This window comes from Massilia sp. CFBP 13721, from assembly GCF_014842025.1.
In the GTDB taxonomy this organism is placed as follows: Bacteria; Pseudomonadota; Gammaproteobacteria; order Burkholderiales; family Burkholderiaceae_D; genus Telluria.
Genome location: NZ_JACYUY010000010.1, coordinates 150,240 through 167,725 on the forward strand (window position 1 = coordinate 150,240; position 17,486 = coordinate 167,725).

15 protein-coding genes and 1 pseudogene are annotated in these 17,486 nt (G+C 66.4%); 12 read left to right on the top strand and 4 right to left on the bottom strand.

Going from position 1 to position 17,486, the window contains the following annotated elements:
* The first annotated feature begins 23 nt into the window (after positions 1 to 23).
* Entirely contained in the window at positions 24 to 656 is a 633-nt protein-coding gene (locus tag IFT60_RS11935; protein ID WP_229510822.1) for a phosphohydrolase, read from the top strand.
* Between the two features lie 196 nt (positions 657 to 852).
* Positions 853 to 1,026 (top strand): hypothetical protein, encoded by a 174-nt coding sequence (locus IFT60_RS11940; protein ID WP_192052194.1) that lies wholly within the window; start codon positions 853 to 855, stop codon positions 1,024 to 1,026.
* Between the two features lie 25 nt (positions 1,027 to 1,051).
* Here IFT60_RS11940 and IFT60_RS11945 read toward each other — a convergent pair.
* Together IFT60_RS11945 and IFT60_RS11950 are read right to left on the bottom strand one after the other, a co-directional pair.
* Positions 1,052 to 3,132: pseudogene (locus IFT60_RS11945) on the bottom strand (ATP-dependent helicase).
* A 442-nt stretch (positions 3,133 to 3,574) separates the two neighbouring features.
* Complete coding sequence (locus IFT60_RS11950; protein WP_229510823.1) at positions 3,575 to 3,790, bottom strand: hypothetical protein; 216 nt, start codon at positions 3,788 to 3,790, stop codon at positions 3,575 to 3,577.
* A 219-nt stretch (positions 3,791 to 4,009) separates the two neighbouring features.
* Between IFT60_RS11950 and IFT60_RS11955 the strand changes: the two genes are divergently transcribed.
* From IFT60_RS11955 to IFT60_RS11980, 6 genes are all read left to right on the top strand, one after another.
* Positions 4,010 to 4,186 carry a hypothetical protein gene (locus tag IFT60_RS11955; protein ID WP_192052195.1) on the top strand — a complete coding sequence of 59 codons (177 nt, stop codon included), beginning with the start codon at positions 4,010 to 4,012 and terminating at the stop codon, positions 4,184 to 4,186.
* A gap of 185 nt (positions 4,187 to 4,371) precedes the next feature.
* Positions 4,372 to 5,211 carry an S-formylglutathione hydrolase gene (fghA, locus tag IFT60_RS11960; protein ID WP_192052196.1) on the top strand — a complete coding sequence of 280 codons (840 nt, stop codon included), beginning with the start codon at positions 4,372 to 4,374 and terminating at the stop codon, positions 5,209 to 5,211.
* 193 nt (positions 5,212 to 5,404) lie between these two features.
* Positions 5,405 to 5,860, top strand: a complete 456-nt coding sequence (locus IFT60_RS11965) for an Hsp20/alpha crystallin family protein (protein WP_192052197.1) — start codon at positions 5,405 to 5,407, stop codon at positions 5,858 to 5,860.
* An 87-nt stretch (positions 5,861 to 5,947) separates the two neighbouring features.
* Positions 5,948 to 6,625 (top strand): phosphoribosyltransferase, encoded by a 678-nt coding sequence (locus IFT60_RS11970; protein WP_192052198.1) that lies wholly within the window; start codon positions 5,948 to 5,950, stop codon positions 6,623 to 6,625.
* Between the two features lie 63 nt (positions 6,626 to 6,688).
* Positions 6,689 to 8,005, top strand: coding sequence for an SRPBCC family protein (locus IFT60_RS11975; protein ID WP_192052199.1), 1,317 nt, complete (start codon positions 6,689 to 6,691; stop codon positions 8,003 to 8,005).
* Between the two features lie 4 nt (positions 8,006 to 8,009).
* Positions 8,010 to 9,362 carry an erythromycin esterase family protein gene (locus tag IFT60_RS11980; protein ID WP_192052200.1) on the top strand — a complete coding sequence of 451 codons (1,353 nt, stop codon included), beginning with the start codon at positions 8,010 to 8,012 and terminating at the stop codon, positions 9,360 to 9,362.
* Between the two features lie 45 nt (positions 9,363 to 9,407).
* On the opposite strand, the gene IFT60_RS11985 is transcribed toward IFT60_RS11980, so the two are convergent.
* Complete coding sequence (locus tag IFT60_RS11985; RefSeq protein ID WP_192052201.1) at positions 9,408 to 10,064, bottom strand: zinc ribbon domain-containing protein; 657 nt, start codon at positions 10,062 to 10,064, stop codon at positions 9,408 to 9,410.
* Between the two features lie 571 nt (positions 10,065 to 10,635).
* Between IFT60_RS11985 and IFT60_RS11990 the strand changes: the two genes are divergently transcribed.
* Both IFT60_RS11990 and IFT60_RS11995 read left to right on the top strand, forming a co-directional pair.
* Positions 10,636 to 11,115 (top strand): (2Fe-2S)-binding protein, encoded by a 480-nt coding sequence (locus tag IFT60_RS11990; protein WP_192052202.1) that lies wholly within the window; start codon positions 10,636 to 10,638, stop codon positions 11,113 to 11,115.
* Positions 11,112 to 13,361: a xanthine dehydrogenase family protein molybdopterin-binding subunit gene (locus tag IFT60_RS11995; protein WP_192052203.1), complete on the top strand. Its 2,250-nt coding sequence runs from the start codon at positions 11,112 to 11,114 to the stop codon at positions 13,359 to 13,361. Before IFT60_RS11990 ends, IFT60_RS11995 begins: the two co-directional genes overlap by 4 nt.
* Positions 13,362 to 13,481: 120 nt before the next feature.
* Here the strand turns inward: IFT60_RS11995 and IFT60_RS12000 are convergent, their stop codons facing one another.
* Positions 13,482 to 13,808, bottom strand: coding sequence for a hypothetical protein (locus IFT60_RS12000; RefSeq protein WP_192052204.1), 327 nt, complete (start codon positions 13,806 to 13,808; stop codon positions 13,482 to 13,484).
* Between the two features lie 243 nt (positions 13,809 to 14,051).
* Between IFT60_RS12000 and IFT60_RS12005 the strand changes: the two genes are divergently transcribed.
* Positions 14,052 to 15,206 carry a pyridoxal phosphate-dependent aminotransferase gene (locus IFT60_RS12005; protein WP_192052205.1) on the top strand — a complete coding sequence of 385 codons (1,155 nt, stop codon included), beginning with the start codon at positions 14,052 to 14,054 and terminating at the stop codon, positions 15,204 to 15,206.
* Complete coding sequence (locus IFT60_RS12010; RefSeq protein ID WP_192052206.1) at positions 15,203 to 17,449, top strand: hybrid sensor histidine kinase/response regulator; 2,247 nt, start codon at positions 15,203 to 15,205, stop codon at positions 17,447 to 17,449. The genes IFT60_RS12005 and IFT60_RS12010 overlap by 4 nt, the downstream gene beginning before the upstream one ends.
* The last annotated feature ends 37 nt before the right edge of the window (positions 17,450 to 17,486 follow it).

Genomic DNA, 17,486 nt, shown 5'->3' on the forward strand with positions numbered 1-17,486 from the left:
ACCACGATCACCGATCCTCGCTGATGGCGCGGCAACGCGCCTGGGTACGCATGCCCTCGGGCAAGCGCCTGGACTTGCTCAACCCCACCCCCTTCGACTGGGACGACGCCGACCTCGCCCTCGGCCTGGCGCGCACCTACCGCTGGGGCGGCCATTCGGCCTGGCCGCTGCCGCTCTCGGTCGCCCAGCACTCGATCACGGTGATGCTGCTGCAGCGCGCGGAGATGAAAGGACGGGTCGCGCCGCTGCACGAGCTGCGCGAACTGCTGCACGATGCCGAGGAAGGCTTGCTCGGCTTCGACGCGCTCTCGGTCATCAAGCCCTTCCTCGGCGACGGTTTTCGCGAACTGTCGAAACGCCTCGAACACGCGGTCTTCCTGCGCTATGGCCTGCCCTCGTGGACGCCAACCGAACATGCCCGCCACAAACGCGCCGACCGCCTGGCCGCCGCCAGCGAAGCCGTGCACGTGGCCGGCTGGTCGCGCGAGGAAGTGCGCCGCACCCTCAAGATCCAGGCCGCGGTGCTGCAGGACGATCCGCTGGCGGCGGTGTACGGCTGCGCGCCCTGGGAACCGTGGCCGCCGGCGCTGGCCTGCGAACGCTTCCTGGTCGAACTCGACCGCTTGAAAGCGGCCGTCGGGCGGGCAGGCACATGAGGGCGCCGGCTTGTCATACCGCGGTCACGGCGGTGGCAGATACTGCGAAAGCGGCCATCGTTTAGTTGTTGCTATTTCGCTCAGTACCGGCCTTGGGCGCCGATGGCGACCGGCTTGAGCAATCGCAAACATCGATAGCTAAGCCATTGATTTTTCTAAGTTTACATCGATATCCACAAGAAATGTGGATAACTATGTGGACAAGCACCTCTTGACAAGCCGCAAGCGCAGTATTGATGCGGGTTTCAACAAAATGCCCAATCTACAGGCAGAAATCGAGTCCTTTAAAATCAATGGCTTGCACGCCATGTGGTTTGGTGAACGGACTCAGCATCAGAAGATTCCTACAAACTCCTACAACGGGGGATAAGTCGTCATTACACGCCCCTGACTCATCATTTCCACGCATTGCGCGCGCGGTCGCGCACCAGCATCCGCACGCTGTCCGGCATCGGCTTTTTCGATTTCGCCGTGTCGGCGGTGATCCAGACGCATTCCTCGAAATGCTTGAGCATGGCCGGCGTGACGAAGCGGGACCGCGCCGCATATACGTGGCGGTCGCCCATCTGCGCCTGCTGCTTGATGAAGAAGCGGTTCGGCACCACCAGGTGCAGGTGTTCCTTGGCGCGCGTCATCGCCACATACAGCAGGCGCCGCTCTTCCTCGATCTCTTCCGCGCTGCCGGTGCTCATGTCCGAGGGGATGCAGCCGTCGACCACGTTCAGCACGTGCACCGTTTTCCATTCCTGGCCCTTGGACGAGTGGATCGTCGACAGGATCAGGTAATCCTCGTCGAGCAGGGGCGGGCCGGCGCGGTCGCTGGTCGCCTCGGGCGGGTCGAGCGTGATCTCGGCCAGGAAGCTTTCGCGGGTGCCGTGGCCGCCCGCCAGCGCGGCCAGCTGGGCGACGTCGGCCGCGCGCACCGCGGCGTCGTCGTGCAGGCGTTCGAGGTGCGGGAGGTACCAGTCGCGCACCAGTTCGATGTCGGCCGGCCAGCGCAGCCCCGGCGTGCGCAGCCTGCGGTACAGGGTGACGAATGCCTGCCAGTCGCCTTGGGCTTTCGACGGCGCCGCAAAGGCCTCGACCGCGTCCAGCGCTTCCGGCGCCTCGGCCACCGCGTCGAGCAGGCGCGTGGCCGTGGCCGGGCCGATCCCGGGAATCAGTTGCAGCACCCGGAAACCGGCCATCCGTCCGTTCGGGTTCTGGGCAAAGCGCAGCACCGCCAGCACGTCCTTGATGTGCGCGGCTTCCAGGAACTTCAGGCCGCCGAATTTCACGAACGGGATATTGCGGCGCATGAGTTCGAGTTCGAGCGCCGCGCTGTGGCTGGCGGCGCGAAACAGCACCGCCTGGGTGGTGAGCTTGATGCCCGCTTCGCGCTGTTCGAGAATGCGGTTGCAGACCCAGCGCGCCTGCTCGGCCTCGTCCGGAATCAGGACCAGCTGCGGCAGGCTGCTGGCCACCTTGTCGGTCCACAGCGTCTTGGCATGGCGCTCGAGCGCGGCGGCGATCACGGCATTCGAGGCGTCCAGGATCGGCTGGGTCGAGCGGTAGTTGCGGTCGAGCGTGATGACCCGCGCCGGCTGCGAGAACTGGCCGGGAAAATCGAGGATGTTGCGCACCGTCGCGCCGCGGAAGGAATAGATCGACTGGGCGTCGTCGCCGACCACCATCACGCCCTCGCCGCCCGGCTTCATGCCGGTGATGATCGCCGCCTGCAGGCGGTTGGTGTCCTGGTATTCGTCGACCAGCACGTGGTCGAACAGGCTGCCGATTTCCGGCCCCAGTTCGGGGTCGGCCGCCATCTCGGCCCAGAACAGCAGCAGGTCGTCGTAGTCGAGCACGTTCTGCTCCTGCTTGGCGTCGACGTAGGCCCCGAACAGGCGTTTCAGTTCCGCTTCCCACTCGCAGCACCACGGAAAAGTGCTCTGCAAGACCAGGTCGAGCGGCTCGCGCGAATTGACGACGCGCGAATAGATCGACAGGCACGTGCCTTTCAAGGGGAAGCGCTTGGCCGTCTGGGTCAGCCCGATCTCGTGGCGCACCAGCCCCATCAGGTCTTCGGAATCGCCGCGGTCATGGATCGTGAACGATTCGTCGAGGCCGATGCGGCCCGAGAATTCGCGCAGCAGGCGCGCGCCGATGCTGTGGAAGGTGCCGGCCCAGGCAGCGTGGCCGCGCCTTCGGTGCGTCCGCCCATGATTCGCTGCAGTACGTTGCCGGCGCGCTGGGTCATCTCGTTGGCGGCGCGGCGCGAAAAGGTCAGCAGCAGGATGCGCTGCGGATCGGCGCCATCCATGATCAGGCGCGCCACCCGGTGCGCCAGCGTATTCGTCTTGCCCGAGCCGGCGCCCGCCACCACAAGCAGGGGCCGGCTGGCGGGCGCGCCGACGTCGTGCTCGACCGCAGCGCGCTGTTCGGGATTCAGGCTGGCGAAAGGATCGTCGACAGGAGGCGCAAGCGTGGCAGCAGACATAAAGAGAGTAGCAACATGGGAACAGCGCCACTGTACATTTGTCCAGTAAGGCTCTGCAAGTGCCTTTTGCACCTGCCAAGCGCTGCCCTGTCGCAAAAAGGTCGCACCGGCGTCGGGCCGAGTTCGCGTAGTACACAACACGTGTGTGCTAAGTAGCCGTAACTAAAGAACTTTTCCAGATATCCACAAAGTCTGTGAATAACTTTGTGGAAAAGACAGGGCTTGACAGCCTGAAATGCCCTCCGCAGGCGGCTTTCAACAACTTGCCCATTCGACGGGCAAGCGTGAATTCACTAGAAATCAATGACTTGCGAGATCATGTGCAGTGCCAAACTTGGCTGCGCGAAAGATAAGAAAAAGAAATTAATGTGTATAAGCGCCAGTGGCACAGCGCAACAAAAATAACGCTTTGATATCGGAAAACGCTGACCTCTGGAAACTTTCAAGAAACCGAGCGCCGCCGGTGCGGCTCAAGCAAAACCCGTTCGATGACGTGCCCACGAATATCGCGCGTACGCAGGTATTCGACTGCGGACATGGTGTTGCTGCTGCCCTGCACCGCGATGCCGGCATCGACGATCACGCGGCGGCGTACGTCGGTCCGTGCTTCCTCGGTGGCTGGTAGCAGGGCTGCTGCCGCGCATTCAACGTTTTTCATTGTGACCTCGTCCCGTCGGGTTGATGTTTTTGCCCTGAGAAGTATTCCTCAAACCGGTTGGATGTCAATGTCAACTTCCTATCGAAAACATCAAATAGTTGTACAGACGCGTTCGCTGGTTTGGGCGTCCGCTGCGACTCAGTTGGCAACGCAAGCGGGCGCCGCCTTCCCGACGGTTGGCCTAGAATCGCCTGCACTCCAACCACTTGCGAGGCCTCCATGAGCACGACTCCCGAACCCGACCTGAACCCCGGCGACGAAGCAACTCCCGGCACGCCCGGCGCCGGCGAAGACGTCTGCGAAGCCTGCGCCGGCAGCGGCAAACTGGCCGACGGCAAATCCTGTCCGCAATGCGGCGGCAGCGGACGCGTCATGCGCGGGATTGGCGGCGGTTAAGCCAGGTCCGCAGGCACGCCTGCAGGGTACGCGCCGATCATGACGGCGGCGTGACGGCGGCGTAACGACGCGCCGGGCGGGCGCCATCAGGCCCGCCCCGGCCATGTATGCACCCGAGCCCGGCACACGGCTTGTCGAACTGGCATACTTGCAGCATCGACCATCCTGACGAACCGGAGTCCTCCATGCTTACTCTTCTCGGCGAACACGCCTGTTTCGGCGGCGTCCAGCGCTTCTACCAGCACGACTCGAGCGCCATCGGCCTGCCGATGCGCTTTTCGATCTACCTGCCGCCCGGCTTCGAGGCCAAAGGGCTGCCGGTGCTGTTCTACCTCGCCGGCCTGACCTGCACCGAAGAGACCTTCGCCATCAAGGGCGGCGCCCAGCGCGTGGCGGCCGAGGAAGGCCTGGCGCTGGTCATGCCCGACACCAGCCCGCGCGGCGCGAATGTCGCCGGCGAAACCGACAGCTGGGACTTCGGCGTGGGCGCCGGTTTCTACGTCGACGCGACGCAAGCGCCGTGGTCGCGGCATTACCGCATGTACAGCTACATCCTCGAACTGCGCGAACTGGTGTTGCGCGAATTCGGCCTCGACGCCGAACGCTGCGGCATCTTCGGCCATTCGATGGGCGGACACGGCGCGCTGGTGCTAGCCCTGCGCAACCCCACGCTGTTCCGCTCGGTCTCGGCCTTTGCCCCGATCGCCGCCCCGACCCGCTGCCCCTGGGGCGACAAGGCCTTTTCGGGCTACCTCGGTCCGGACAAGGCCAGCTGGAATGCGTACGACGCCACCGAACTGGTGGCATCCGGCCCGGTGCGCTTCCCCCAGGGCATCCTGGTCGACCAGGGCCTGGCCGACAAATTCCTGGCCGAGCAGCTCAATCCGGACGCCTTCGAAGCGGCCTGCGCCGAGGCCGGCCAGCCGGTCACCCTGCGCCGCCACGCGGGCTACGACCATGGTTATTACTTCATCTCGACCTTTGTCGAGGAACACCTGCGCCTGCACCGCCGCCAGCTCGGCTGAGGCGCATCTTGTCTCTCTGACCGCCGGAATCGCCCACGGTTCCGGCCGGTCGCATCGTTTCTGCCATAGCGCAAACCGCTTTTCCCGCGCGTCCGCGCAGCCTCTTCCCGACCCTTGAAAATGCCCCGGCCCTGCCCTATAAATCAGGTGCGGCGCCATGCCGCGCATTCATCGTGAAGAAAGGAGGCTCACCATGAATCTCGTCAGAAGGGGCACGTACCGTCCCGGCATGGCCGAAGACGGGTTCGGTCGTCTTGTCGACACCATGTTCGAGGACTTTTTCGCACCCCTGGCCATCAATGGGCGCCGCCTCGACGACGGCGCCAGCATCCCGCGGCTCGACCTGCGCGAAACCGAACAGGCCTATGAAATCCAGGCCGACATGCCGGGCGTCCAGAAGGAAGACCTGAAGGTCGCCATCGACCACCAGCGCATCACGATCGAAGGAGAATGCCGTAAGGCAAACGAGCGGCGCGATGGCGAAAACGTGGTGTATTCTGAACGCTCAGCACGCAAGTTCATGCGCAGCTTCAGCCTGCCTTCCGAGGTCGACGATGCAGCCGCGCAAGCCAGGCTGGAAAACGGTGTGCTGCACCTGACGCTGCCCAAGCGGCAAGGCGGAACGGCGCGGCGGATCGACATCCAGTAAGCGGCCAGTGCCGCGCTGCGAACGGGTGCGCCAGACAACAGGGGCAGGCCGGGCCGCAAGCCGGGCCTGCCTCCGGAATGGACCGCGATGGCCGAGTTTCGCCGATTCAGGAACCGCGCGCAGGCCGGCAAGCTGCTTGCAAAGGCACTTGGCGCCTACGCGCACCAGCCTGGCGCAATCGTGCTGGCCTTGCCGCGCGGCGGCGTGCCGGTCGCGTTCGCGGTGGCAATGACGCTCGGGCTCGCGCTCGACATCCTGCTCGTGCGCAAGCTGGGCTTGCCCGGCCAGCCCGAGTACGCCATCGGCGCCGTCGGCAGCGGCGGTGTGCGGGTATTGCAGCCGGGTGTGCCGGGGTTGATGGGCGTCACGCGGGAACAGGTCGAGGCGATCGCCGCGCGCGAGCTGCTCGAAATCGAGCGGCGCACCCGCCTCTACCGGCACGAGCGGGCGCCGGCGGTGCTGGCAGGCCGCGACGTGATCATCGTCGACGATGGCATTGCCACCGGCTCGACGATGCAGGCCGCGGTCGAGGTCGCGCGCGGGCATGACGCCCGGCGCGTGGTCGTGGCTGCGCCGGTGGCGCCGCCCGACACGCTGGCGGCGCTGGCGCCGCTGGCCGACGAAGTTGCATGCCTGGCTGCGCCGCCTTTTTTCCGGGCGGTCAGCCAGTGGTACGAAACGTTCGATCAGACGAGCGACGAGGAAGTGCAGCAATTGCTGACAATGGCCTGGCGGGCCGAAGCGGACCGCCGGCAACTTATTTAATTGCGATAACGAGTCAACCGCGGTCATCGCGGCAACCCGACAACCCGACAGAGAGGACGAAACATGCGACACACCACCACCACCGACCATAGTATCGAAGCGAGCGACCTGGCCAAGCTGCTGGGCGGCGCCGCTGCCGGCGCGCTGCTGATGTACATGCTCGACCCGGACCGCGGCAGCGCCCGCCGCACCACCTCGACCGCGGCATTGCGCAACGCGGGTTCGCGCACCGGCAGTGCGCTCGGCAATGCCTGGCACGGTATTGGCGAGCGCATCGGCACGGCCGCGCGCCAGGCCGGCGAGGTCGCCAGCGAAGTGCTCGAAGAAGCCGGCAAGACCGGCAGCAAGTATCTCGACGAGGCGACCACCACCGCCGGCAAGTATCTCGACGACGCCGCTACCACCGCCGGCAAATACGCGGACAAAGCCGGCACCCGTGCCCGCAAATTTGCCGACGACGCCGGTGACAGCGCAAACCGCGCCTTCGAAGCCACCCGGCCGAGCGCGGCCCGGCCGAACGGCGCTGTGCGCCGCACCTATGAAGACACAGTCGACGGCGCCTCGCGCCTGCTCGATTCGGCATCCTCGAGCGCCGGCGCTGCCGCCTCGCGCCTTGGCCGCCTCGCCAGCGACGCCGCCGACAGCGGCCTGAAAGCCCTGCACCTGGACGATCGCAGCGACCTGTCGGCCCTGCTGCGCAACTCCGCCGTCGTCGGCGGCGGCCTGCTCGGCCTGATCGGGCTGTTCCGCCGCTCGCCACTGGGCGCCGCGGTCGGCCTGGCCGCCCTGGCGCTGGCCGCGCGCAGCAGCGGCAGCAGCGGCAGGGACAACAGCGGCAGCGCCCGCAGCGGCTCGGCATTGTCGAACCTGCTCGGCAGCGGCCGCGGCCGTGCCCGCCGCATCGACCTGGAAAAAACCATCCACATCGACGCTTCGCCGTCCGAGGTCTATGACATGTGGAACAACTACGAAAACTTCCCGCGCTTCATGTCGCACGTGGTCGAGGTGCGCGACACCGGCCGCCGCCGTTCGCACTGGACCGTGCAGGGTCCGGCCGGCACCCAGTTCGAGTTCGATTCGGTGCTCACCGAGCAGAACAAGAACCGGCGCCTGGCCTGGCGTAGCGAGCCGGGTGCGCAGATCCCGAACTCCGGCTCGGTCGAATTCGAACCGCATCGCGGCGGCACCCGCGTTACCGTGCGCCTGTCCTACGCGCCGCCGGCCGGCGCCCTCGGCCATGCCGCCGCCTCGCTGTTCGGATCCGATCCGAAAGGCCAGATGGACGACGACCTGGCGCGCATGAAGCACTACATCGAGCGCGGTGCGATTCCGCACGATGCGGCCCGGCGCGACAAGTCGGGTAGCCGTTTCCTTCACTGATGCGATGACGGCGGCGATCGACATCAGCGCGGCCGCGCTCGCGGCCGCCGCCCGCCCGCTCGACGGCGGGCCGGGCGACTACGACGCCCTGATGAAGCTCGTGGGCGACGCCCGCTTCGTGCTGCTCGGCGAAGCGACCCACGGCACCCACGAGTTTTACGAGGAACGGGCGCGCATCACCCAGCGCCTGATCCGTGAGAAGGGATTCACCGCGGTGGCGGTCGAGGCCGACTGGCCCGACGCCTACCGCGTCAACCGCTACGTGCGCGGTGAAGGCGGCGATGCCGACGCCAACGCGGCCCTGTCCGGCTTCGAGCGATTTCCGGCCTGGATGTGGCGCAACACCGACGTCGTCAACTTCGTCAACTGGCTGCGTACGCATAACGCCGGCTTGGGTGACAAATCCAGTGCCGATCCGAAAGTCGGCTTCTACGGGCTCGACCTGTACAGCCTGTTCACCTCGGTGCGCGAAGTGCTGAACTACCTCGACGCGGTCGACCCGGTCGGCGCGGAGGAAGCACGGCGCCGCTATGCCTGCTTCGACCACTACGACGAAGACAGCCAGCACTACGGCTACGCCACCGGCGTCGGCCTCTCCGAATCCTGCCAGCAAGGTGTGCTGACCCAGCTGCAGGAACTCCAGCAGCGCGCCTTCGATTACATGCAGGCCGACGGCGCCTCGAGCGAAGACGCGTTTTTCTATGCCCAGCAGAATGCCCGCCTGGTCAAGAATGCCGAAGAATACTACCGCACCATGTTCCGCGGCCGGGTCTCGTCCTGGAACCTGCGCGACAGCCACATGGCCGAAACCCTGGACGCCCTCACCCGCCACCTGTCCAAGGATGGCGAGCCGGCGAAGATCGTCGTCTGGGCGCACAACTCGCACCTGGGCGATGCCCGCGCCACCTATATGGGCGGATTGGGCGAATGGAACGTCGGCGAGTTGGCGCGCAAGGCCTACTCGGGCCAGACCTGCCTGATCGGCTTTTCTACCTACGATGGCCACGTGACGGCGGCCTCGGAGTGGGATGGCCCGGCCGAGCGCAAGCGGGTGCGCCCCGGCATGCCCGGCAGCTACGAGGAATTGCTGCACCATGTCGGCCTGCCGCGCTTCTACCTGAACCTGCGCGACGAAGGCGCGGTGCGCCGCACCCTGCTCGAGCGCCGCCTCGAGCGCGCCATCGGCGTGCTGTACCTGCCGCGCACCGAACGGCAAAGCCATTATTTCAATGCCCAGATGGCCGAACAATTCGACGCCATCATCCACATCGACCGCACCGAAGGGCTGACGCCGCTCGACGCGACGAGCGGCTGGCATTCGGGCGAACCGCCGGAGACCTATCCAGAGGGGATGTAGACACATCGCGATCGTATGCAGGCCCGGCGTGCCCGCATACGACAATCACGTCCCCGGCTGGCGCTGCCCACACTCGGTACAAAACTTCGTTCCCGGCTGCAGCGCCGTCGCACACCCGCCGCACTGCACCTGCTGCGCCATCCGGTAGCCGCACTGCGGACAGAATTTCGCGCCATGCGTCTCGGCCCGGCACTGCGGGCAGACCAGTTGCATGTCCGCGCGCACGTCGTGGCCGGCGCCGCGCGCCTGGCCTTCCGCATTGGCCCGTTCCGATGCGCCCTGCACCTCGCCGCGTGCCCGTGCCTGCGTTATCGCCACCTTGACGTTCGGCGCGCAGTTGAAGCACAGGCCGTTGGCGTGGTCGAAGCACGGCGTGCAGACATAGTGATGGCAATTGCCGCAGCGGTTGAAGTGCGCCTTGCCGGCAGCCACCGCCTCGGTGAATGCCTCGTCGCGCGCCGTGTGCCAGCCGGCCTGGGCCATGCCCGTCAACACGCTGCTGGCGTTGCCGAGCAGGCCGCCGAACATGCTGGCGCCCTTTTGCAGCCAGCCCGAGGCCTGGCCACTGCGGTAGGGCTTGTAATGCGTACGCCAGCGGTCGCTGCAGCGCTGGCAATAGAATTCGAACTGGAAGCCGGCGTCCACGCCCGACTGGTTGCTCAAGTCACGGTAATTGTTTGCAAACTGCATTTCGGCTGACATGGGCACCTGTGTCTGTCATTGCAATGCGCCGATTATATAGCGTTATCAAAAACTTACCATAACGGTCGAAGGGCAGATTGCAATGCGTCGCAAGGACGCGACGCGTCCGTCTTGCAGGCTGGGCCGGGCGGCGAACCGCTGATGTGGCATTCCAATCAAGTCAGCCTTCGTTTCGAGAACGATGTCCAGACCCGTAAGGTGGGCGGCTCCACCTTCACAGTTTGCGGGCCAGAAACCTTGCGCCGCCCACGCGTTCAACCGGCCAGTGATTCGTCGCGACGTTTCAGCGGGTGGTTGAACGCGTGGGCGGCATCCAGTCGGCAGGAAATCACGTGCCCAGCTATAGCCGCCCACCTTACGGGCCCAAGCATTCTTTCTTGAAAAATTCGGCTTGACTGACTGACATTAGGCCACTGGCTTCGATGGCTCCGAAAGCTGCGGGTGCGCGGTACAGTTGCATCGCTCTCTCAAGCAGCAACAATTCGCCAACAATAAACTTTTCTTCAACCACACTTTTCCTGCCCGCCTTTTGCTACGATGCCGAAGTTCAAAATCAGGCAAGGAAAAGTCGATGGGTAAGTACACGCTGAACATCAACGGCAAGCCGCGGCAGGTCGATGTCGATGCCGACACCCCGCTGCTGTGGGCGCTGCGCGATTCGCTCGGACTGGTCGGGGCCAAATATGGTTGCGGCCTGGGCCAGTGCGGCGCCTGCACGGTACACCTCAATGGCGCGCCGACGCGTTCCTGCCTGCTGCCGGTGTCGAGCATCGGCAAGGCCAGGATCACGACGATCGAAGGCTTGCACAAGGAGCACCAGCATCCCCTGCAACTTGCCTGGCAAGAACTCGACGTGCCCCAGTGCGGTTACTGCCAGTCGGGCCAGATCATGAGCGCCTGCGCCTTGCTCAAAGCCCATCCGAAACCAACCGACGCCCAGATCGACGACGCGATGGCGGGCAACCTGTGCCGCTGCGCCACCTATACGCGCATCCGCGCCGGCATCCACCGCGCCGCCGAGATCGCCGCGACCACGAAAGGCAAGGCATGAACGCGCCGCGCTCCGCTGCCCGTCGCGGCTTCCTGAAAGCCGGCGCGGCCGGCGCCCTCGTCATCGGCATGGGACCGGGCGGCGTGCTGGCGGCGCAAAACGTCGCCGCTGCCGCTAATAACGCCAACCCGGCTGACAACGCTTTTTCCCCGAGCGTCTTCATTCGCATCGGCCGCGACGGCGTCGTCACGCTGGTATCGAAACAGCCGGAAATCGGCCAGGGCATCAAGACCTCGCTGCCGATGGTCATCGCTGAAGAGCTCGAAATCGATTGGAAAGACGTGCGCATCGTCCAGGGCGACCTGAACCCGGCCTACGGCAGCCAGGGCGCGGGCGGATCGACCTCGACCCCGACCAACTACAACGATTTTCACCGCCTTGGCGCCACTGCGCGCACCATATTGGTGCAGGCAGCGGCCCAGACCTGGGGTGTGCCGGCCACCGAATGCCGCGCCGCCCGCGGCGCCGTGCTCCACACGCCAAGCGGCCGCAAGCTCAGCTATGGCGCACTGGTCCCGGCCGCGGCGAAGCTGCCGCTGCCCGAGGCGGCGCAGGTGCAGTTGAAAGACCCGGGCACCTACACCCTGCTGGGCACGCGCATCGGCGGCGTCGACAACGGCGCCATCGTCAGCGGCAAGCCGCTGTTCGGCATCGACGTCCAGTTGCCCGGCATGCTGTACGCGGTGTATGCCAAGTGCCCGGTATTCGGCGGCAAGCCGGTGAGCGCCAACCTGGCCGCCGTCAAGGCCATGCCGGGCGTGAAAGATGCCTTCATCATCGAAGGCACCGCCAACCTGAACGGGCTGCGTCCGGGCGTGGCGATCGTCGCCACCTCGACCTGGGCCGCGTTCAAGGCGCGCCGCGCGCTGGAAGTCAAATGGGACGAAGGCGTCGGCGCCGGCCACAGCTGGGCCGATTTTGCCGCGCAAGCGAAGGCGGCCGCCGGCAAAGCGGGCACGACGGTCTTGCGCCAGGACGGCGACGTGCACGCCGCGTTTGCCGGCGCCGCGAAAACAGTGGAAGCGAGCTACACCTACCCCTTCATCTCGCACGCCAGCATGGAGCCGCAGAACTGCACCGCCTGGTTCAAGCCGGCCGAGGGCACGCTGGAACTGTGGGCGCCGACCCAGAACCCGGGCGCCGGCCAGGCCCTGGTGACCTCGACCTTCGGCATCCCCAAGGAAAAAATCGTCCTGCACATCATCCGCAGCGGCGGCGGTTTCGGGCGGCGCCTGTCGTCCGACTTCATCGTCGAGGCCACCGCCATTGCGCAAAAAGTCGGCGCGCCGGTGAAACTGACCTGGACCCGCGAAGACGATGTGCAGCACGACCATTTCCGCCCGGGCGGCTTCCACCACCTGCGCGGCGGCGTCGATGCGAACGGCAAGCTGGTCGGCTGGCACAACCATTTCGTTACCTTCGCCAACCGCGTCGAGCGCGACGGCAAAAGCATCCTGCAGCCGGGCAGCGGCGGCAGCCTGTCCGGCGACGAATTCCCGGGCCGCTGGCTGGCCAACTGCCTGCTGGAACAGACCGCGCTCGAATGCCGGATCCCGATGGGACCCTGGCGCGCGCCCGGCAGCGCCGTGTTTTCCTGGGTCTTCCACAGCTTCATCGACGAACTGGCCCATGCCGGCGGGCGCGATCCAGTCGAATTCCGCATGGAACTGCTGGGCACAAAAGACATCGTCCCGGGCAGCGGCGAACGGGGCCAGCCCTACAGCGTCGCGCGCATGCGCAACGTGCTGCGCGAAGTGGCCGAGAAGTCCGGCTGGGGCACCCGGAAATTCGCGCGCGGCCAGGGTGCCGGCGTGGCCTTCCACTTCAGCCACCGCGGTTATGTGGCGGAAGTGGCCGAGGTGACGGTGTCGAAATCGGGCGAGCTGAAGGTCGACCGCGTGGTCGTGGTGACCGACATCGGCGCCCAGATCGTCAACCTGTCCGGCGCCGAGAACCAGGTGCAGGGCTCGGTAATCGATGGCCTGTCGACGCTGATGCATCCGGAACTGAACATCGAAGGCGGCCGCGTCGTGCAAAGCAACTTCCACGACTACAAGCTGCTGCGCATGCCGGAGACGCCGACCAAAATCGAGATGCACTTCCTGAAAACCGACTACCCGGTTACCGGCCTGGGCGAACCGGTGCTGCCGCCGCTCGCCCCGGCCGTCTGCAACGCCATCTTTGCCGCCACCGGCAAGCGGGTGCGCGAGCTACCGCTCAGTAAGACGGACCTCAGCTGGAGCTGAACTTAGGCACGCAGGCCCGCTGCTTCAGGCGCGCCTGAGACGGCCCTCAGGGCAAGGCGCACCGTCGAAGACAGTACGAATGTACGGCGAGACGGTGCAACGCAGCCATGAGGGGTCGTATCAGGCGCGCCGGGCGGGGTCGGTATCGATGCCGCCGTGATATTCGAGGATGGCTGTCGCCCGTTCCAGCTGCGCCGCGTCGGCAACCGTCACCGTCATCATGCACAGGTCGCCGCGCTGGGCCGGTTTGTAGACGTCCTCGTAATCGGTGCCGCCCTTGACCGCCGGCGAATCGCCGACGTAGAAATGGCTCTCGGCAGGGCCGGCTTCGTCGGTGGTGACGTTGACGTCGATGCCGTCGGCGTTGAATCCTTCGGCCAGTAATCCCTTGCGCGCCGCGTCGGCGGCTTCGAAATTGGGCAGCATGCGTACGATCTGGTGGTTCATGGTCGCTCCATTGTTGCAGTAATGACTACCGTACCAGAATCCCCCGCCCCGCGGCGCTCGCTCGCAGCGGTGCGTCCGCCTGCTTCTTCGCTTGCCCTTCCAACACCCCTGAAACGGAACATGCGAATTGCATCCATTCGCGCTCTCCCCTGCGCAAATTTTTAGTACAATCAGGAAACGTTGTGGCGTGCGGGATCCCAGCGGAGACACAGTGTTACTTTTTTACCCATACCGAATAATAAGATGAAGATTTCACGCCGCAGCGCCGCCTCTCGCCCCCTTGCCACGACCGCCATGCATGGCCGCGTCGAAGCCTTCCGCAACGCGGGCACGGGCATCATCGACTTCTCGATCGCCATCTCGCACTTCAGCCCGCCCGCCGCGGTGCGCGACGCCGTCACCCGCGCGCTGCAGGACGAGCGCACCATGCCCTACACCGGCGTCGCCGGCGCGCTCGACGTGCGCCGCAGCTTGTGCGACAAGCTGGCGCGCGAAAACGGCGTCCACGCCGACGCCGGCGAGATCATCGTCACCAACGGCGCCAAGCAGGCGCTGTACGAAGCGCTGTACACGATGCTCGACCCCGGCGACACCGTCCTGATCTTCAAGCCGCACTGGCCGGCGTATGTCGCCACCTGCAAGCTGCTGCGCCTGACCCCCATCCTGGTCGACCTGCCCGACACCGTCACGCCCGCGTTCCTGGAAGCCTGCCCGCAGGCCGACCTGGTCATCATCAACAACCCGCACAACCCGACCGGCAAGGTGTACACGAAGGAAGAACTCGGCCACCTGTGCGCCTGGATGCACGCTACCTCCGCCCAGGTGATCATCGACGAAAGCTACGAACACCTCAGCTTCGGCCCCGCGCACACCAGCCTCGCCACCCTGTGCGACTGGCGCGCGCTCGGCGCCGTGACCATTTACTCGGCCTCGCAAAGCTATGCGATGATGGGCTGGCGCCTCGGCTTCGCGCTGGCTCCGGCGCAGATCGCCGAGGCGATGCAGACGCTGCAGGGACCGATCACGGCGGCCGCCTCGCACCTGGCGCAGGTGGCCACCGTCGCCGCCTTCGCGTCCGGCCCGCAGCGGCACATGGTCGACGAATACCGCGCGCGCCGCGACGCCGTGCTGCGCCACGTGCGCGACGTGCCGTGGCTCACGATGCATTGTCCGGATTCCGGTCCTTACCTGTGGGGCGACGTGCGCGCCCTGACGATGGAGACCGAAGCGTTTGCCGAAGCGCTGCTGGACGAGGAAGGCGTGGCCATCATGCCGGGCGACGCGCTCGGGGTGCCCGGCTTCATCCGTATCGGCTACATTTGCGACGACACCGACACGCTGATGGAAGGCGTGGGGCGCCTGGTGGCCTTTGGCGACCGGATGGCGGCGCAGCGATGAAACCGGCCATGCCGCCCTTCAGGTTGAACAGCCTGCGCAGCCGCCTGATGCTGCTGGTGGCGCTGGCGATCCTGCCGCTGGCGCTGATGACGATCTTGGGCGGCATGCGCGAGCGCGAGCAGGCGATCGAAGCGTCCGAGGAAAACCTGCGCCGCCTGACCAGCCTGGCCGCGGCCAACGAAGCGCAGTCGGTCGAGCGCGCGCGCCAGATCCTGGTGGACCTGGCCAGCGTGCCCGACCTGCTGGGCGAAACCCCGCGCTGCAATGCCCTGCTGGCCGACGTCCTCGACCGCAACGAAGGCTACGTGAACTTCGGCCTGATCCAGCTGAACGGCGAGGTCAGCTGCAGCGCCGTGCCGATGCTCCATCCGGTCAACTTGGGCGACCGCAGCCACTTCAAGCGCGCCGTGTCCGAGCGCCGCTTCATCGCCGGCGACTACGTCTTCGGGCGCGTGATCCGGCGCCACACGATCAACCTCACCTACCCGGTCATCGACCGCGGCGGCAAGGTGATCGCCGTCGTCTTCGCGGCGATGGACCTGGCCGGCCTCGATACCTTTGTCGCCGACATCAACCTGCCGCCCGGCTCGGTGCTGGTGACGACCGACGCCAACGGCACCATCATCTCGCGCCGCCCCGACCCCGAGCGCTGGTTCGGCCACAAGGTCTCGGCCACGATGCGCGAGGCCATGCGCGATGCGCCGAAAAACAGCGGCCGCCATGCCGTGGTGCTGCGCGACGACGACGACGTCGAGCGCCTGCACACCTTTGCCCGCGTCGGCGCGCCGTCGCTGTCGGACTACACGGTGACGATCGGCATCCCGGTCGAGACGGTCACGGCCGGCGCGCGCCGCGCCCAGCTGATGTCGCTGATCGGCCTGGCCGCCACCACCATGCTGGCACTGCTCGCGGCCTGGCTCGCGGGCGACGTGCTGATCGTGCAGCGCGTGCGCAAGCTGAAGGACACGGCGCGCCGCATCGCCGCCGGCGACCTCGATGCGCGCTCGGGCATCGCCTACGAACGCGAAGAGATCGGCCAGCTGGGCGAAGCGCTCGACGAGATGGCCGCCACGCTGCAGAAGAAGGAAGCGGCGCGCGGCCTGGCCGAGCGCGAACTGCGCGCGGCCGACCAGCGCAAGGACGAATTCCTGGCGATGCTGGCGCACGAGCTGCGCAACCCGCTGGCGCCGATCAGCACCGGCGCGCACCTGCTCAAGCTGCTCCACTCCGACAATGCGCAGATCACGCAGACCTGCGCCATCATCGCGCGCCAGGTCGAGCACATGACGGGCCTGGTGGACGACCTGCTCGACGTCTCGCGCGTGACGCGCGGCCTGGTATCGATCTCGACCCAGGTGCTCGACCTGCGCCGCGTGATCGACGACGCCGCCGAGCAGATCCGGCCGCTGATCACGGCGCGCCGCCACAGCGTCGTGCTCGACCTGCCGCCGCACCCGGCCACGGTCAAGGGCGACCACAAGCGCCTGGTGCAGGTAGTGGCCAACCTGCTCAACAACGCGAATAAATACACGCCCGAGGGCGGACGCATCGAACTGGGCCTGGCCGAAGCCGGCGCCGAATACGTCCTCACCGTGCGCGACGACGGCATCGGCATGGAGCCGCAACTCGTCGCGCGCGTGTTCGACCTGTTCACCCAGGCCGAGCGCACCCCGGACCGCTCGCAGGGCGGCCTGGGACTGGGCCTGGCGCTGGCGAAAAGCCTGGTCGAGCTGCATGGCGGCACCGTGCAGGCCGCCAGCGCGGGCCTCGGCCAGGGCAGCGTCTTCACGGTGCGCCTGCCGCGCCACACCCAGGAAGTGCTGCTCCCCGCCAGCCCGAGCGTCGACCACGCGCAGGCGGCCAGGCCGCTCAAGGTACTGCTGGTGGACGACAACCTGGATGCCGCCCACACGCTGCAGCTGTTCCTCGCCGCCGGCGGACACCGGGTCGAGATCGCCTACAGCGCGGCCGACGCGGTCGACCTGGCGCGCGTCTTCGCGCCCGACGTCTGCCTGCTCGACATCGGCCTGCCCGACTTCGACGGCAACGAACTGGCGCGCCGCCTGCGCCGCCTGCCGCAAGCGACCAACGCCACCCTGGTCGCGATGACCGGCTACGGGCGCCAGCAGGACCGCGATGCGTCGATGGCTGCCGGGTTCGACAATTACATGGTCAAGCCGGTCAATACGATGGAGCTGTCGGACTTGCTGGCGCAGGTGGCGGTGGAGAAGCATCCGCGGTAATCGTCACATGCTCCGATCGCCCGTTCGACGACATCAC

Excerpts from the sequence above, each read along its gene's own strand:
- IFT60_RS11935 (WP_229510822.1), top strand. The coding sequence starts at position 24 with ATGGCGCGGCAACGCGCCTGGGTACGCATGCCCTCGGGCAAGCGCCTG.
- IFT60_RS11950 (WP_229510823.1), bottom strand. The coding sequence starts at position 3,790 with ATGAAAAACGTTGAATGCGCGGCAGCAGCCCTGCTACCAGCCACCGAG.
- IFT60_RS11955 (WP_192052195.1), top strand. The coding sequence starts at position 4,010 with ATGAGCACGACTCCCGAACCCGACCTGAACCCCGGCGACGAAGCAACT.
- fghA (WP_192052196.1), top strand. The coding sequence starts at position 4,372 with ATGCTTACTCTTCTCGGCGAACACGCCTGTTTCGGCGGCGTCCAGCGC.
- IFT60_RS11965 (WP_192052197.1), top strand. The coding sequence starts at position 5,405 with ATGAATCTCGTCAGAAGGGGCACGTACCGTCCCGGCATGGCCGAAGAC.
- IFT60_RS11970 (WP_192052198.1), top strand. The coding sequence starts at position 5,948 with ATGGCCGAGTTTCGCCGATTCAGGAACCGCGCGCAGGCCGGCAAGCTG.
- IFT60_RS11975 (WP_192052199.1), top strand. The coding sequence starts at position 6,689 with ATGCGACACACCACCACCACCGACCATAGTATCGAAGCGAGCGACCTG.
- IFT60_RS11980 (WP_192052200.1), top strand. The coding sequence starts at position 8,010 with ATGACGGCGGCGATCGACATCAGCGCGGCCGCGCTCGCGGCCGCCGCC.
- IFT60_RS11985 (WP_192052201.1), bottom strand. The coding sequence starts at position 10,064 with ATGTCAGCCGAAATGCAGTTTGCAAACAATTACCGTGACTTGAGCAAC.
- IFT60_RS11990 (WP_192052202.1), top strand. The coding sequence starts at position 10,636 with ATGGGTAAGTACACGCTGAACATCAACGGCAAGCCGCGGCAGGTCGAT.
- IFT60_RS11995 (WP_192052203.1), top strand. The coding sequence starts at position 11,112 with ATGAACGCGCCGCGCTCCGCTGCCCGTCGCGGCTTCCTGAAAGCCGGC.
- IFT60_RS12000 (WP_192052204.1), bottom strand. The coding sequence starts at position 13,808 with ATGAACCACCAGATCGTACGCATGCTGCCCAATTTCGAAGCCGCCGAC.
- IFT60_RS12005 (WP_192052205.1), top strand. The coding sequence starts at position 14,052 with ATGAAGATTTCACGCCGCAGCGCCGCCTCTCGCCCCCTTGCCACGACC.
- IFT60_RS12010 (WP_192052206.1), top strand. The coding sequence starts at position 15,203 with ATGAAACCGGCCATGCCGCCCTTCAGGTTGAACAGCCTGCGCAGCCGC.